At 40.3% G+C, this 15,298-nt stretch carries 16 protein-coding genes; 6 read left to right on the forward strand and 10 right to left on the reverse strand.

Annotation, left to right across the window (positions count from 1 at the left end; translation table 11 throughout):
• Window positions 1-103: 103 nt before the first annotated feature.
• The 7 genes from upp to P7J58_RS05395 all read right to left on the reverse strand — a co-directional run bounded on the left by upp (window position 104) and on the right by P7J58_RS05395 (window position 9,291).
• Complete coding sequence (gene upp, locus P7J58_RS05365) at window positions 104-733, reverse strand: uracil phosphoribosyltransferase (protein ID WP_002937309.1); 630 nt, start codon at window positions 731-733, stop codon at window positions 104-106.
• 77 nt (window positions 734-810) lie between these two features.
• Window positions 811-2,427: an alpha-glucosidase gene (locus tag P7J58_RS05370; RefSeq protein WP_408555875.1), complete on the reverse strand. Its 1,617-nt coding sequence runs from the start codon at window positions 2,425-2,427 to the stop codon at window positions 811-813.
• A gap of 72 nt (window positions 2,428-2,499) precedes the next feature.
• Window positions 2,500-3,948, reverse strand: coding sequence for a sucrose phosphorylase (gtfA, locus tag P7J58_RS05375; protein WP_408555874.1), 1,449 nt, complete (start codon window positions 3,946-3,948; stop codon window positions 2,500-2,502).
• A 69-nt stretch (window positions 3,949-4,017) separates the two neighbouring features.
• Window positions 4,018-4,848 carry a carbohydrate ABC transporter permease gene (locus tag P7J58_RS05380; RefSeq protein ID WP_009910491.1) on the reverse strand — a complete coding sequence of 277 codons (831 nt, stop codon included), beginning with the start codon at window positions 4,846-4,848 and terminating at the stop codon, window positions 4,018-4,020.
• 10 nt (window positions 4,849-4,858) lie between these two features.
• Window positions 4,859-5,731 carry a carbohydrate ABC transporter permease gene (locus P7J58_RS05385; RefSeq protein ID WP_004298918.1) on the reverse strand — a complete coding sequence of 291 codons (873 nt, stop codon included), beginning with the start codon at window positions 5,729-5,731 and terminating at the stop codon, window positions 4,859-4,861.
• Window positions 5,732-5,868: 137 nt separating this feature from the next.
• Window positions 5,869-7,104 carry an extracellular solute-binding protein gene (locus tag P7J58_RS05390; protein ID WP_024376791.1) on the reverse strand — a complete coding sequence of 412 codons (1,236 nt, stop codon included), beginning with the start codon at window positions 7,102-7,104 and terminating at the stop codon, window positions 5,869-5,871.
• A gap of 12 nt (window positions 7,105-7,116) precedes the next feature.
• Complete coding sequence (locus P7J58_RS05395; RefSeq protein ID WP_408555873.1) at window positions 7,117-9,291, reverse strand: alpha-galactosidase; 2,175 nt, start codon at window positions 9,289-9,291, stop codon at window positions 7,117-7,119.
• 104 nt (window positions 9,292-9,395) lie between these two features.
• Between P7J58_RS05395 and P7J58_RS05400 the strand changes: the two genes are divergently transcribed.
• Window positions 9,396-10,235, forward strand: a complete 840-nt coding sequence (locus tag P7J58_RS05400; protein ID WP_002937318.1) for an AraC family transcriptional regulator — start codon at window positions 9,396-9,398, stop codon at window positions 10,233-10,235.
• A gap of 30 nt (window positions 10,236-10,265) precedes the next feature.
• On the opposite strand, the gene P7J58_RS05405 is transcribed toward P7J58_RS05400, so the two are convergent.
• Together P7J58_RS05405 and P7J58_RS05410 are read right to left on the reverse strand one after the other, a co-directional pair.
• Window positions 10,266-11,426, reverse strand: a complete 1,161-nt coding sequence (locus P7J58_RS05405; RefSeq protein WP_408555872.1) for a MalY/PatB family protein — start codon at window positions 11,424-11,426, stop codon at window positions 10,266-10,268.
• Between the two features lies 1 nt (window position 11,427).
• Window positions 11,428-12,519: a cystathionine gamma-synthase gene (locus tag P7J58_RS05410; protein WP_029189051.1), complete on the reverse strand. Its 1,092-nt coding sequence runs from the start codon at window positions 12,517-12,519 to the stop codon at window positions 11,428-11,430.
• Between the two features lie 202 nt (window positions 12,520-12,721).
• Between P7J58_RS05410 and P7J58_RS05415 the strand changes: the two genes are divergently transcribed.
• From P7J58_RS05415 to P7J58_RS05435, 5 genes are all read left to right on the forward strand, one after another.
• Window positions 12,722-12,988: a hypothetical protein gene (locus tag P7J58_RS05415; protein WP_029187755.1), complete on the forward strand. Its 267-nt coding sequence runs from the start codon at window positions 12,722-12,724 to the stop codon at window positions 12,986-12,988.
• Between the two features lie 13 nt (window positions 12,989-13,001).
• Complete coding sequence (locus P7J58_RS05420) at window positions 13,002-13,256, forward strand: hypothetical protein (protein ID WP_004298902.1); 255 nt, start codon at window positions 13,002-13,004, stop codon at window positions 13,254-13,256.
• Window positions 13,257-13,265: 9 nt separating this feature from the next.
• Window positions 13,266-13,517 carry a hypothetical protein gene (locus tag P7J58_RS05425; RefSeq protein WP_024398551.1) on the forward strand — a complete coding sequence of 84 codons (252 nt, stop codon included), beginning with the start codon at window positions 13,266-13,268 and terminating at the stop codon, window positions 13,515-13,517.
• Window positions 13,518-13,595: 78 nt separating this feature from the next.
• Entirely contained in the window at window positions 13,596-14,345 is a 750-nt protein-coding gene (locus P7J58_RS05430) for a tRNA1(Val) (adenine(37)-N6)-methyltransferase (protein ID WP_408555871.1), read from the forward strand.
• Window positions 14,335-14,607, forward strand: a complete 273-nt coding sequence (locus tag P7J58_RS05435) for a GIY-YIG nuclease family protein (protein ID WP_029944420.1) — start codon at window positions 14,335-14,337, stop codon at window positions 14,605-14,607. The genes P7J58_RS05430 and P7J58_RS05435 overlap by 11 nt, the downstream gene beginning before the upstream one ends.
• Before the next feature lie 14 nt (window positions 14,608-14,621).
• On the opposite strand, the gene P7J58_RS05440 is transcribed toward P7J58_RS05435, so the two are convergent.
• Entirely contained in the window at window positions 14,622-15,233 is a 612-nt protein-coding gene (locus tag P7J58_RS05440) for an FMN-dependent NADH-azoreductase (RefSeq protein WP_408555870.1), read from the reverse strand.
• Window positions 15,234-15,298: the final 65 nt, after the last annotated feature.

Below are 15,298 nucleotides of genomic sequence, written 5' to 3' on the forward strand. Positions count from 1 at the left end.
TTTTTCTTATATTATACTCCTAAATACGAAGAAAAGCCCTTAGAAAATCAATTCTAAGGACTTTGTCTTCAGTCTGAAGAAACCAGCAGAGCTGATTTCTTAATTATTTTGTACCGAACAAGCGGTCACCTGCATCTCCCAAACCTGGTACGATGTAGCCTTTTTCATTGAGTTTTTCATCCAAAGCTGCAGTGTAGATATCAATATCTGGATGTGCTTCTTGAAGAGCTTTGACACCTTCTGGAGCTGAAACAAGGGCAACAAATTTAATATTTGAAGCGCCACGCTTTTTCAATGAATCCACTGCAAGAATAGCTGAACCACCTGTCGCAAGCATTGGGTCAACTACAAAAATATGACGTTGATCAATGTCTTCTGGTAATTTCACAAGATACTCAACGGGTTGAAGGGTTTCTTCATCGCGGTACATACCGATGTGACCAACTTTAGCTGCTGGTACCAAGCTTAGCAAACCATCAACCATACCAACACCTGCACGAAGAATTGGTACGATAGCTAATTTTTTACCTGCAATTTGTTTCTGAACTGTTTTTGTGATTGGCGTTTCAATCTCCACATCTTCAAGTGGCAAGTCACGCAAAACTTCGTAACCCATCAGCATCGCGATTTCATTAACCAACTCACGAAAATCCTTTGTTGAAGTAGATGTACGACGAAGGATTGACAACTTATGCTGAATGAGTGGGTGTGAAATGACTTGGAATTTACCCATGATGATAAAACCTCTCTTTTTTGTTTTTTCTATTTTACCAAAAATTCATGAAAAAAGCATGGGAAAAGAAAAGGAATTTATTTTTTGAGAACGATTGCCTCATACGGTCTTAATAATTGTCTATCCAAAAATGCTGCTTCATCGTAGTTATGCATAAACAAGGAATACCCTTCACTTGATACTTCATAGGCCTGCTCATCACTGGTGAAATTTACCAGGATGATGAAATCATCCAGTTCATCATATTTACGGTAAGCCATTACCAAGCTATTTCCAGTCTCCATCACTTCATATTTTCCTTCAGACATACAAGGATACTCTTTCCGAAGAGCGATTAATTTTTGATAGGTATAGAAAAGCGATTGTTTGTCTGCCAGTGCTTTTTCAACATTGATGTCTTTGACAGTATCTCCCAAAGCCAGCCAGGCTTGACCTGTACTGAAGCCCGCTCCTTCTGCTCCTGTCCATTGCATTGGACGGCGAGCATTATCGCGACCTTTGGCATTTATAGAAGTAAGCAATTCCTCCTTGGTGAAGCCATTTTCAATCCGTTCCGCATACATGCGACGTGTTTCAATATCGTCCGCTTGGCTAATATCCGTAATCGGTGTATTAATCATACCAATTTCCTCACCTTGGTAGATATAAGGTGTCCCTGACATAAAGTGAAGATAAATAGCCAACATTTTACCACTTAGCTCACGAAAGGCAGGTCGATCATCACCAAAGCGAGAAATGGCACGAGGTAAATCATGGTTATTCCAGAAAAGTGAGTTCCAGCCTTTACCAACCAGTTCAGTCTGCCATTTAGATAGAACCTTATGCAAACGTGCTGGATCTAGCGGTGCCAAATCCCACTTTTCTTTCCCTTCCTGCTGATCAAGTCCGACATGTTCAAATTGGAAAATCATCGAAAATTCTTTTCGGTCAGGATGTGAATATAACTGAGCATTTTCTGGATTGGCACTCCAGGTTTCCCCAACAGTCACTAAGTCGTAAGCACCAAAGGTCTTCTCATTTAATTCCTGAATAAGAGGATGGAGAGTCGGTCCATCAGCTGTAATTAATTTTTCCGGTTCTTTTCCAATCAAATCAATTACATCTAGCCTGAAACCACCGACACCTTTTTCAATCCAAAAATTGATCATATCCCAGATTTCTTGTTTCAGAGCAGGATTTTTCCAGTTCAAATCCGGTTGCTTAACAGAGAATTGATGAAGGTAGTATTTGTTCAGATGTGGAACGTATTCCCAAGCAGAGCCTGAGAAGGTCGAGCGTAATGCATTCGGCTCATCAGCCCAAACATAATAATCATAATAGGGATTATCTGGTCCTTTGAGGGCTTCTTGAAACCAGAAATGTTCATCCGAGGTATGATTGAGTACCAAATCCATGATTATTTTGATATTGCGCTTATGGCCTTCTGCAATCAGCTCTTCCATATCTTCCATGGTCCCAAATTCTGGAGCAATTCCTTGGTAATCACTGATGTCGTAACCATTGTCATCCATAGGGGACTGATAGACTGGACTGAGCCAAATAGCATCAATTCCTAGCTCGTGAAGATAATCTAATCGGCTGATAATCCCTCGAATATCCCCTACTCCATCTCCATTTGAATCTTGAAAACTACGAGGATAAATTTGGTAAATGACGGACTTCTTCCACCAATCTGTCTTTTGTATTTCGGACATTTGATTGATCCTTTCTGTACAATCTTATTTACGTAAGAAAAAGGGGAATCCCCCTATTTCTATATAATCATATTATAACTCAATTGTGGTCATTTTGCCCTCTTCTATTTCAACAATTTCAAAGGTTTTTTCTTTTAGGTTTGCTGTTAGACGGGCAGACACCCCTGCATCTTGATTATTCCAGAAAATTTCCATACTTGTTTCATCCAGCATCTTAACAGAGAACTCCCCGTCGAAAGCTGGACTTGTATTGCGGAATTTAAGTAGTTTGAACAAGGATTGTACAACTGGTCGTTGTACTTCGTGCTCAATTTCTTCCAAATCATAATAATGGCGATTGATATTGCGGCCTTCCTTACTTGATTCTAAAAGTTCAATATCATTTTCACCTGCAAGTAAGCCAACATAGTAAATCTGTGGAATACCTGGTGCAAAACATTGAAGAACACGCGCTAATAGGTAAGCTTGATCGTTATTGCCAAGGGCAGAATAATAAGTACAGTTAATCTGATAAATATCCAAATTATTGTAGGCTTCTGTACTATAAATTTTCTTCACATTGGCACCTTGTGCATACAAGGCTTCACGCGTTTCCTCTGTCTCCTCATCCGTCAGCAAATCCTTAACGTCCACAACACCTATTCCATCATGTGTATCAAGAGTTGTAAATTGCTTACGAGGGCAAATCTCCATCCAGTGAACCAAACGATTGACATGACCAGAATACAAAGCGTGGAGAACCAGCATTGGCAAGGCAAAGTCATAAACATAATAATCCTGTTCCGCAATTTTTTGCTGAATGGTGTAGTGTTCATGAATTTCTGGTAAGATTTCTACATCTTTTGGTGCCAATAACTGACGTGGAAAATGGAGCATTTCCCAAATATCTGGCTCCACAAAGAAACAGTTGGTTCCTATTTTTTTATTGGCATAAGCGAAGGCGTCCAAACGAATAATCGAAGCACCATGTTCTGCCAACTGCTCCAAATTTTCTTGGATGAACCGACGTGTTGTTTCTGTAGTCACATCCAAGTCAATCTGTTGCTCATCAAAGGTACACCATACCTTCTCCTCGCTACCATCAGCAAATTTGGCAATGCGATAGGGAGCACGAGGTTTACGCTTGTAGATCAAATCAACATCTTCTTGCGTTGGCTCACTATTTGGCCAAAAGTTTTTATAGCGAATAAACAAATCCGCATAAGCTGAATCGTCTTTCTTTTCAAGAAAATCAAGGAAATAAGGAGATTTTGCAGAAATATGATTGATCATAAAATCGAACATCAGATAATAGTCCTTGCTTAATGCTTCAATATCTGACCAATCTCCAAATGCAGGGTCCACCTTTGTATAATCCATTGGCGCAAACCCACGGTCACCAGATGATGGGAAAAACGGCAGAATATGGATACCTCCCACAACATCCTTTAATGGCCCCTCAAGAACTTTTTTCAAATCCTTAAGATTCTTGCCTAAACTATCAGAATAAGTAATCAACATCGCTTGATTTTTAATTTTCATAGATTTTCTCCTTTGTAAGCCTTTTCTTTTACTTTTATTTGAAAAGGTTGAACAAGTCAACCTTTCGATTTATTTGACAGAACCACTCGTCATACCTGAAATAATATGTTTTTGGAAGACAAGATAGACAAGTAAGATTGGAATAATTCCCACCACATAGGATGCAAATGATGGTCCATAATCACTGAAATACATGCCTTGATAGTTGTATTGGAAAAGAGGTAAAGTCCACATGCTTTGGTCACGGTTCAATACCAATAGGGGCAAGAGGAAATCGTTCCAGACCCAGAGGGCATTGATAATCAAAACAGTTGCATGCATAGGTTTCATGAGTGGGAAAATGATTTTCCAGTACATGGTAAATTTATCACAACCATCAATAGCTGCCGCCTCATCCATTTCCTCAGGAACAATGGTCTTAATATAGCCGACGTAGAGGAAGAGGGCCTGAGGAACTGCATAGGTCAAATAGAGGATAATCAAACCGACAATATTGTTCAAACCAAGGCTTGACATTAATTTGGTCATTGGGAGCATAATCACCTGGAAAGGTACAAAAATCCCAATAATCAAGAAAAAGTAGATAAAGTTAAACACCGTCTGGCGTTTCATTTGACGGGCTACGGCGAAGGCTGCCATTGGAATAACAAGTAAAATCAAGCCAACAGCTACAATCGTAATCAAGGCAGAATTGCCAAAATATTGAACAATCCCATCATTAAACAAGCGTTCGTAGTTATTTAAGGTGAAATTTTCAGGAAGACCAAAGAAGTTGCTCGTGATTTCCTTGGTTGGTTTGAACGAACTTATAATCGTCACAAGTAGCGGAATAAACATGAAGAGAATACCGCTGAAGAGCACGAGATAGACCCACCAATTTTTCTGTTTTTGAGTATTCATGACAGTCCTCCTAAATTTCAAATTTCTTCGAAATTCTCATCTGAATCAATGAGATGACAATAATGAAGATGAAGAGTACTACAGCCAAAGCATTGGCATAAGAGAATTTATTATCTACAAAAGCATAGTTGTAAACGAGTAAACCCAAAGATTCTGTTTTGCCGTCTGGGCCACCACTTGTCAGTGCAAAGATAAGGTCAAATGCTGTCAAACCTGACTTCATTGCCAAGATGAAAACCATACTGATAGATGGTAATAAGAATGGAAGTTCAATATTGAAGAATTGTTGAGAGCGTGTTGCACCATCGATTGCAGCTGCTTCTTTCACATCTTCTGGAATACTTTGTAACCCAGACAAGAAGATGATGACTGGCATCGCCAATCCCTGCCAGAGAGCCACAAAAAGTACAGCTGGAATAACAGTATTTTCTTGTACCAATAAGTTTTCCATCAACCAATCAATATGTAGTAATTCTCCAATTTGTGTGAAACCATAGTTGAACAATTGGACAAAAATCAAGCCTAAAGTAACGGTTGAAAGAACTGCTGGGAAGAAATACCAGGTTCTAAAGAAACCAACAGCTTTAATCTTACGATTAAGGAGACTAGCCAACCAAATCCCTATAACAATTTCTCCGATGACCAAACCAATGGTGAAGATAATGGTAAAAGTCATGGACGTATAAAAATCAGGATTCTTCAAGATATCTAGATAGTTTTGAATACCAATCAAGCTGAAATCTGATGTCAATCCATTCCAATCCGTCAGACTATAATAGATTCCCGTTAATAAGGGATAGAAGAAAAAGATTAACTGTAGACCAATTGGTATGGCAACAAATAGATAGGGCCAATATTTGGCAATAAAACCTTTTTGATTCATCATGGTACTCCTTTTTTCTAAAATGTATAGTTACTTAGGGTCAGTTTGAATGGAGTGGTTAGGAGGGATTCAAACTGACCCTAAGCAACTATAAAGAAGAGCTAGGCTGTTCTAGCCCTCCTTATAGTTTTCTTGAATTATTTTTTCATTGGGTCAAAGAATGCGTTCAGTTTTTTCACTAATTCTGCTGAGTTTGGATTTTTAACCATTTCAACAGTAATGTTCCAGAACTCATCTTCTGATTCCCATTCAGATTGCAACCAAACTACATGTTTGTCAGTGAAGGCATATTGTGTCACTCCAGCAGTTTCTTCAAACTTACCTTCTGTATCTACACCTTCAACTGAAGTTGGTGAGCCATCTACATCATAGTATTTCTGGATAACTTCTGGACGAGAAAGGTATTCTAGGAATTTTTTAGACTCTTCTGGGTGCTCTGTATCTGCTGAAATAGATAGAGCAAGGTCAGCTGCACCGATGGTATAGTCGCCACCTTCTTTATCGCCAGGGAATGTAAACATACCATATTCAAATTCTGGTTCTTGTTGGTTTACAGCTGTAGCTGCCCATGTACCTTGTGGAAGCATGAGAGCATCACCTGCTGCAAAGGCTGCCACCGCATCTGCATAGAGCGCGCCTGTTGCACCTTTTTGTCCGTTATCTGTCAACAATTGCAAGCGTTCTAAGACAGCTTTTGTTGTAGCGTCATCTTGAATTGCTCCCTTTGCACTGCGGATTAGAATATCTTCAGCGCCATCAAATCCACCAGCAACAGTTACCCAGGCTAACTGATGGTAGCCATTCAATGACCAAGCGTCATTCAATGAAAGGGCAAATGGTGCTGCGCTACCGTCTGCTTTGATTTTGTCTACCAAAGCCACAAATTCTGCATAGGTAGTTGGAACTTCGAGCCCCAATTCTTTGAACTTATCCTTATTATAGTAAATACCATAGGCATTTGCTGTCAAAGGAAGGGTATAATTTTTTTCGTTAACAAGATAAGGCGTTACAGCACCATCTTTTAGATGACTGAGACCTGCATCATCACCAATTTCTAGGAAACGCCCATCCGCTGCATATGCTTTAAAGTCCGCATTTTGTGGATAAATGTTAATCACATCTGGCGCTTCATTGTTGGCCATACGGGTTTTCAAAACAGTTCCTGCATCTGGTACATTTGAAAATTTAACATCAATCGTAGGATTTTCCTTTTCGAAATCATTAATAATTTCCTGAAGGGTAGCTTGCATTTCTGGTTTTTGTGAGAAATATTCTATTTCTACCTTATCGCTACTACTTGCATTCCCACAAGCAACCAAGAAGCTGGCAAAAGCACATACTGACGCACATTTTAAAAATGTTTTCATTTTCATTATAAAATCCTCCTAGATTTTGTTAAAAATATATTGTACACTAAAATAATCTTTTTGAACATGTGGCATTGTAAGACCAATGTTCATCAGTTCATCCCCGTAGAATGTTTCTCCCAATTGAGGGCATTCATACAAGGCATCTGGGTCTAGCCCCTTTAACCGGACATGAAGCAATGGTGCCTCCGGTTTAGCAAGAATTTTTACAAATGTAAAGACCGCTTGATTCTTATCTTGACCAACATAATTGGCAGCCCAGGTATTGGTCGTCTTTTTCAGACGGTAGAGCTGACCGAATTGTATAGTTTCACGAATGGAGTGATAGGTTTCGATTTGCTGACTGATTTCATCCAATTCCTTTTCGGAAAGTTTCGTTAAATCCAGCTCGTAACCAAATGCTCCTCCCATCATAGCCACATTGCCTCGTGTAGCAAGAGGTGTGATCCGACCAACCTGATGGTTTGGAACGGCAGAAACGTGTGCACCAATTGAGGAAGGGGGATAAATCAAACTAGTACCTTCTTGAATAGATAAGCGCTCAATCGCATCTGTATCATCACTTGCCCAAGCTTGCGGCATGTAATGCATGATTCCCAAATCATTACGACCTCCACCGCCTGCACAGGATTCGAAAAGAATATCCGGGAACCGCTTTGTAAGGTGGTCTAATACACGGTAGAGACCTAGCATGTAACGATGGTGGAACTCAAAGCGCTGGTCATTTGCTAAACTTTCAGGGATATTGGTGATATTACGGTTCATATCCCATTTTACATAAGAAATATTGGCTGATTCTAATATGGAAGAGACGCTATCAATGATGTAGTCACAGACTTCCTGCTTGGTCAAATCCAAAACTAATTGTTCTCGGCTGTAGATTGGTAAGCGTCCTTCTGTGCGAATTGCCCAATCAGGATGCTCACGATAAAGATCGCTATCAATAGAAATCATCTCTGGTTCAAACCACAATCCGAATTTCATGCCAAGCTCATTTATTCGCTCTGCTAAACCATTCAAACCATTTGGCAACTTATCCAAATTGACTTTCCAATCGCCCAATGAACTTTCATCATTGTTTCGTTTACCAAACCAACCATCATCCAGAACAAACAATTCAATACCAGCTCGACTTGCAACCTGAGCTAACTGTAAAATCTTTTCTTCTGTAAATTCAAAATAGGTCGCTTCCCAGTTGTTGATTAAAATGGGTCTTGGTTTGTTTACAAACGATGATCGAATGAGGTGTTTTGTGATAAAGTGATGACTATTTTGTGTCATGCCAGTAAATCCTTTATCAGTGTATGATAAGAGAACTTCTGGAGTTTGAAACCGGTCATCCTTATCCAATTGCCATGAGAAATAGTGACTTTCCAATCCTAGTCCCAAACGACTGGTTTCCATGGCTGTTGTTTCGACAAATGCTGTAAAGTTGCCACTATAGACAAGGTGGGCTGCATAAACATCGCCCTTGTCCTCGCCTGCATCGGGTGAGGCTAGTGCTAAGAAAGGTGTTCTTGAGTGACTAGAAGCACCTCGAATGCTACCAATCGAATACTGACCTTTTGTCAATGGGGTCTGTGTCCACTCTTTTTCATAGGCATAACGTCCTGCCAAGCTGTGAACAATGAAATCTTGATGTGGAAAATCAAGCGTTGCAGACAAGACCTTCTCTAGTTTGCATGGATATTTGCCAGTTTGAATTGTAGCTGACCGTGCGAGATAGGAAGCTTCTTCAAAAACAGAATACTGAAGTGTTACGGTAATATCTGTCAACTGATCGTAAAGATCAATTTCAAGACTCTCTACCTCTTCTTGATTTCCAAAACTTGCTGGTAATCCCCTCAGTTCTTTTTTCCCCTTGTATAATCGATACTCTTTGTATTTTAGGTCAAGAGTGACTCCAAATTCGTTCCGAACATCTAATGCTGAGGTTCTAAAATCTCCCAGACCATTGCTGGAATATTCGAGTGGGAGGACATCCAATGAGTATGTCCTATCCCCAGTAATTGGACTCGGAGAAAACGATCGATCTAAATATGTTATTTTGTTTCCATCGCTAAATTTTTCGATTTTTTTCCCAAAATAACGATGAACCAGATCGCCTGTTTCCAACACTTGGATGATATAAGAGAATTCTCTTGTTTTCAGGTGGAAAATCTGTTTTTCATTATAAATCTCAATCACATTCATCTCTCCTATCTCTTCTTTATGCTATTATTTTACAAAATGAAAACGCTTTACTTAATAGTCTTTTGTTTTTAAAACATGGTATAATGTTTCCTAGGAGGATTGAAATGAATATTCTAAATATCTATAATGAATTGGATAGTCACAACTTTGACCTAAATGTAGACCATTACGGTGCCGAACAATGTGACAAGGGCTATTCCTTCGGTCCTACTATCCGTGATAATTTTGTCCTGCATTTTATTACAAAAGGAAGAGGAAAAATTCTTGTTGACGGAAAAACAAGCTATCTTGCTGCAGGCGATTTGTTTATTCTTCCAAAGGATGTTTCCATTTTCTATCAAGCTGATGATATAGACCCGTGGACCTATATATGGGTTGGTTTTAGTGGTTCACGAGCAAAAGACCTACTTAATCAAAGTCAACTGCTAGAAAACTACTACCTCCACTCCAATCTAGAGTCACCAATTCTAGGCTACATGCATCAGATTAACCATGTTCAGATGCATCCCATCCCCTCTATCACAGAATTGGTCTTAATTGGCTACCTCAACCAACTCTTAGCAGCACTCATCGAGGAATTTCCCAGTGAAACATTAATTAAGCCTGAAACACAAACCAAGCACTATGTTCAGCAAGCCATCAAGATGATCCATAACCACTATGCCCATCCAATTAAAGTTTCTGAAATAGCAGATTTTCTAGCTTTAAGCCGAAGCTATCTCTATAAAATTTTTAAGCAGGAAACTGGCTATTCTATCAAAGATTATATTTTACAAGTAAAAATGAATCGTTCTTGTCAACTATTAGAAGATGCTTCTCGGAGTATCACTGAAATCGCCTATTCTGTCGGCTACCAAGACCCTCTTACCTTCAGCGCGGCCTTCAAAAATTATTTCCATATGAGCCCGACAGAATTTCGAAAAACACAAAAAAATAAGGATTAGGTGATTTTACTCACACTAGTCCTTATTTCTTTATCCAAAAACCTTACCAAGTCGCTGACAAGCTTCTTCAATGACATCAAATGGAGTTGCCACATTTAGACGTGCATGGTGCTTACCTTCCTTACCAAAGGTCAAACCATCATTCAAAATCAACTTCGCTTTACAATGAAGAATATCAAAGAGCTCCGCATGCTCTAACTCATAAGCAGAAAAATCAAGCCAGATGAGGTAGGTTCCCTGGGGCTTCATGACCTTGATCCTTGTATGGGTTGCCAAATACTCCTCAACAAAGTCTATATTTCTCTCCAAAATAACCTTCAACTCCTTCAACCACTCATCTCCATAAGTGAAAGCAGCTTCTGTGGTTAACAAGCCAATCGTTGGAATCTCGTGCTGATTATTTATCAATTGACGCTTAGCGAAAGTCTTGCGAATGCTTGGATTTTCAATGATTGCAAAGCTATTTTTTGTACCAGCAATATTGAAGGTCTTGGTCGCAGATGCTAAGATGATTGAAAACTCTTTAAAACTTTCATCCACTGTGTTAAAGGAATAATGCTTGTGACCATACAAGGTCAAATCTTGATGTATTTCATCTGAGACAAGGATAACACCATGTTTTTGACAAAGACGTCCAATAGCCAACACTTCCTCTCTTGTCCAAACTCTACCACCTGGGTTGTGGGGATTGCAGAAAATATAGAGTTTCACTTGATTCTCTACAATGTCCTTTTCAAGCTGGTTAAGATTAAGCCTAAAAATACCATCCACATCAACTAGTGAATTGGTGACTAGCTGACGATTGTTTAATTTGACAGTCCGCGCAAAGGGTGGGTAGACAGGTGTATTAATTAGGACTGCATCCCCTTCTTCTGTCAAAGATTGAATAGCCACAGATAAGGCAGGAACAACTCCTTCGATGAGCAGGATGGACTCTCTTTCAATCTTGTAGCCATGCTGTCTATCTTCCCAGTCAATAATAGACTGATAGAGGCTGTCACTAGCATAAGGATAACCAAAAACATGATGATCTGCGTAGTCACGGATAACTTGGCGAATTTCTGGTAGAGGCTCAAAGTCCATATCTGCAATCCATAAAGGTAAGAGTTCAGGATCAGCCTCCACTTTTTTCCATTTTTCCGCATGCTGGGATAGACGATTCGGACTATCTATAAAATTATACTGGGTCATATTATCCCTCCAAGGCTGTTTTCAAATCTGCAATCAAGTCTTCCGCATTCTCTATACCAATAGACAGACGAAGCAAATCATCTGTCAAACCGTAAGAATGACGGGTTTCAGCTGGAATGTCTGCGTGGGTCTGAGTGGCTGGATAGGTAATCAGACTCTCTACTCCACCCAGACTTTCAGCAAAGGTAAAGACTTTCAGGGTGTTGAGAATATGGGGAATCCGACTTTCATCTACCACCTTAACCGAAATCATCCCACCTTTTCCTGTATAGTAAACTTGCTTGACTGCTGGACTCTTCTCCAAATAGGCAATAATTTTCTGAGCATTTTGTGTCGCCCGCTCCATTCGAAGCGAGAGGGTTTTGAGTCCACGCATGAGTAAGTAAGAATCCAGTGGAGATAGAGTTGGACCCGATGTATTTTGGTCATAAAAGAGCTTATCATATAGGTCTTGATCATTGGTCATCAAAGCGCCAGCTAGTACATCATTATGCCCAGATAGGTACTTGGTTGCTGAATGTAGGACAACGTCCGCTCCTAGAACAAGTGGATTTTGGTAGATAGGGCTGTAAAAAGTGTTATCGACAATCACCTTAGCACCTTTGGCATGGGCGACAGCCGAAACCTTAGCAATATCAAACTCAACCATAAGGGGATTGGTAGGTGTTTCCAGGAAAACATAGTCCGTCTGATCAGTGATGGCAGCCAACAAGTCCTCCTCTGTGTTAGCATAGGTGAAACTAAAGCGCCCCAACTGCTCCTGCTCGTTGAACCAGCGGAAAGAGCCGCCGTAGAGGTCACGCGCCGCAACCACCTTACTTCCAACTGGGAAACCGTTAAAGAGCAAGACCAAAGCAGCCATGCCCGAGCTGGTCACTAGGGCATAGTCAGCCTTTTCAATGGCAGCTAAGGTTTTCTCCAAGCTAGCTCTGGTAGGATTTTTGGTCCGTGTGTAGTCGAAGCCTGTTGATTGACCAAATTCTGGATGCTGGTAAGTAGTCGAAAGGTGGATAGGGGAAATCAAGGCCCCTGTTTTCTCATCATTGTTAATCCCTGTTCGAGCTAATATCGTATCAATCTTATAATCTGTCATAACATCTACTCCAATCTAACTTACAATATAGTCTAGCATGAAATAGGAGATTTGGTGTGAAAAACCTCAAAAAATGCTTATAGAAAAATAGCAAGCCTTGTTATAGTTTTTCTTTATAACAATAACCATACTGGATTTACCGATAAATACTTTTAAACCTATAATTTATTTGATATAATAAAAGAAAAAGAGGTGAGTGAATATGAAATTCCAGTTTAACAAGCATTTCTATCGTTATAGCGCCTTCTATTCTCTAGTTTTTTGGTCTTGTTTTTTACTGCCAGATTTCTTTAGGGAGAACTCTCCAACTCCAACTTGGTATAGCCTATTAGCCTGTCTGATTATTTTTATCAATGCCATTCGAACCTTTTTCTTCAAGGAAGAAAAAGAACTCACTCGCATGGGCTACATCTTCTATATCGGATTGATTGTGGTGATTATCTATCTGAAATTCATTTTGGGTAAATAGAAAGGAGCTTACTATGTCTAAAAAATTCAATAAAGCATTCTATCGGACCTGGGAATTTTACTTGTCTCTTGCCTGTATCCTACAAGTGATTTCTGCAGCTATACATGGACCATTTTGGTTTATCCATTTTCTCAAGCTTGGACTCGGACTTTATGCTGGTTATCTAGCTTTCTTTAAGTCACGTAGCTGGATTAAAAAAACATGGCAAATTTATCTAACGATTAGTTTTATTGTCGCTTGGACAATCATTTCCTTCTTTGTACTGTGAGGATTTTATATGTTTAAAGAATTTAATAAAGAATATTATCGGAGTTTGAATTTTTATTTAATGATGATGTTGTTTCTAGGAAGTATCGGGGAGTGGCTAAATAAGGGACCTAGCCTCTGGTTTGGACTTTTGCTCTTTGCTACTGTCGGTACTGCCCGTAGTGCCTTTTGGTCTAAAGAATGGATGTTGAGGGCAAATTGGCAAATCTATCTCTGCATCGCATTCTTGCTAGTTGGGGCTTGGGTAGAATTTTTTGTTTAAGGATTGAGGGCGAAGTATTCGCTCTCTTTTCATTCAAAATAAACAGTGATTTTCATTCAAAGATGGTATAATAAACCTATGCAAAAAATTGATTTACTAGACGGGGAGCGGATTGACCAGCTCTTCTCGACAGATGTTCAGATTATTCAAAATCGAGAGGTTTTTAGCTACTCGATTGACAGCGTTCTTCTTTCGCGGTTTCCAAAAATGCCTGCTCAGAAGGGGCTGATTGTTGACCTTTGTAGCGGAAATGGGGCGGTGGGTCTCTTTGCCTCCACTCGCACCAAGGCTCAGATTATTCAGGTCGAGTTGCAGGAACGGCTTGCTGACATGAACCGCCGCTCCATTGCCCTCAATGGTCTGGAGGAACAGGTTTCGATTATCAATGACGACTTGGCAAATCTACCCCAGTACGATCTGCGGTCCAAGGTTGATTTGATGCTCTGCAATCCTCCCTACTTCAAGGTGGATAAAGAGTCAAACCTCAATGAAAGCGAGCATTATCTTCTAGCCAGACACGAAATCGCGACCAATCTAGACAGCATTTGTCAGGTGGCTCAACAGGTACTCAAGTCCAATGGTCGCTTGGCCATGGTCCACAGACCCGACCGATTTTTAGATATTTTGGACACGCTGAGAACCTACAAACTAGCTCCCAAACGCATCCAGTTTGTCTATCCCAAGTCCAGCAAGGAGGCCAATATGTTGCTGATTGAGGCTATCAAGGACGGCTCGGTGGACGGGCTGCACATCCTGCCACCTCTGGTTGTCCATGAAGAAAACGGCGACTATACTCCTGCCATTCGTGAGATTTATTATGGAAAATAAGGCCTACTTTTATGTCTTGGAATGTGCCGACGGGAGTCTTTATACTGGCTATACGACTGATGTGGAGAAGCGGCTTGCTACCCATAATCGTGGGAAAGGGGCCAAGTACACCCGCGCACGCTTGCCTGTCAGCCTGGTCTATCAAGAAGCCTTTGCTAGTAAGCAGGAAGCCATGTCTGCCGAGGCTTTGTTTAAGAAACGCAGTCGGCAGAGTAAGTTAGATTATATCGCAGAAATGACCGAAAAACCTCGCTCCACATAGGGCGAGGTTTTGACTTAAAATGTCTCCAAAATCGTATCAATCTTGGTCATTGCCTCAGCATAGATAGATTCAGCCCGGCTTGGATCGGCAGATTGTCCCTCAATAAAGACCTGATGAATGTCTTCAAAGCCTAAAAATTCAAAGATAGACTTGATGTACTGGGCAGCTGGATCTTGACCTGCATAAACACCACCATTGGACTGGATGTGCAGGAGCTTTTTGTCCTTGACCAAACCGATAGAGCCCTCAGGTCCATACTTGAATGTCAGTCCTGCAACGTTAATGGTATTAATCCACGACACTAATTGACTTGGCACATTGAGATTCCAGAGAGGATTGACGACGACAATCTTATCAGCTGCAAGAAATTGCTGGGTCAAGGCATTATAGCGGTCCAACTGCTCTGCTTGTTCAGGACTGATTTCTATACCTTTTTTAACCGCTCCCATAGATTCTAACAAGGGCTTGTCCAAAGCTGGTATTTGGTCCTCAAAGACATCTACTATCTCTATCTTATCTTCTGGATGCAAACTGGCGTAACGAGTTTGAAACTCTTCCAAGGCTCGCAAGGCGTAGGACTTTTGTGCGTCGAGGGGGTGGGCCTTTACAATTAATACAGTTGCCATTGTTCATCTCCTTTATTACTAATTATTGACAATTATATTCTACTCTTTTTGATTTGAAATTCAAA

This window comes from Streptococcus suis, assembly GCF_046032535.1.
GTDB lineage: Bacteria > Bacillota > Bacilli > Lactobacillales > Streptococcaceae > Streptococcus > Streptococcus suis_AK.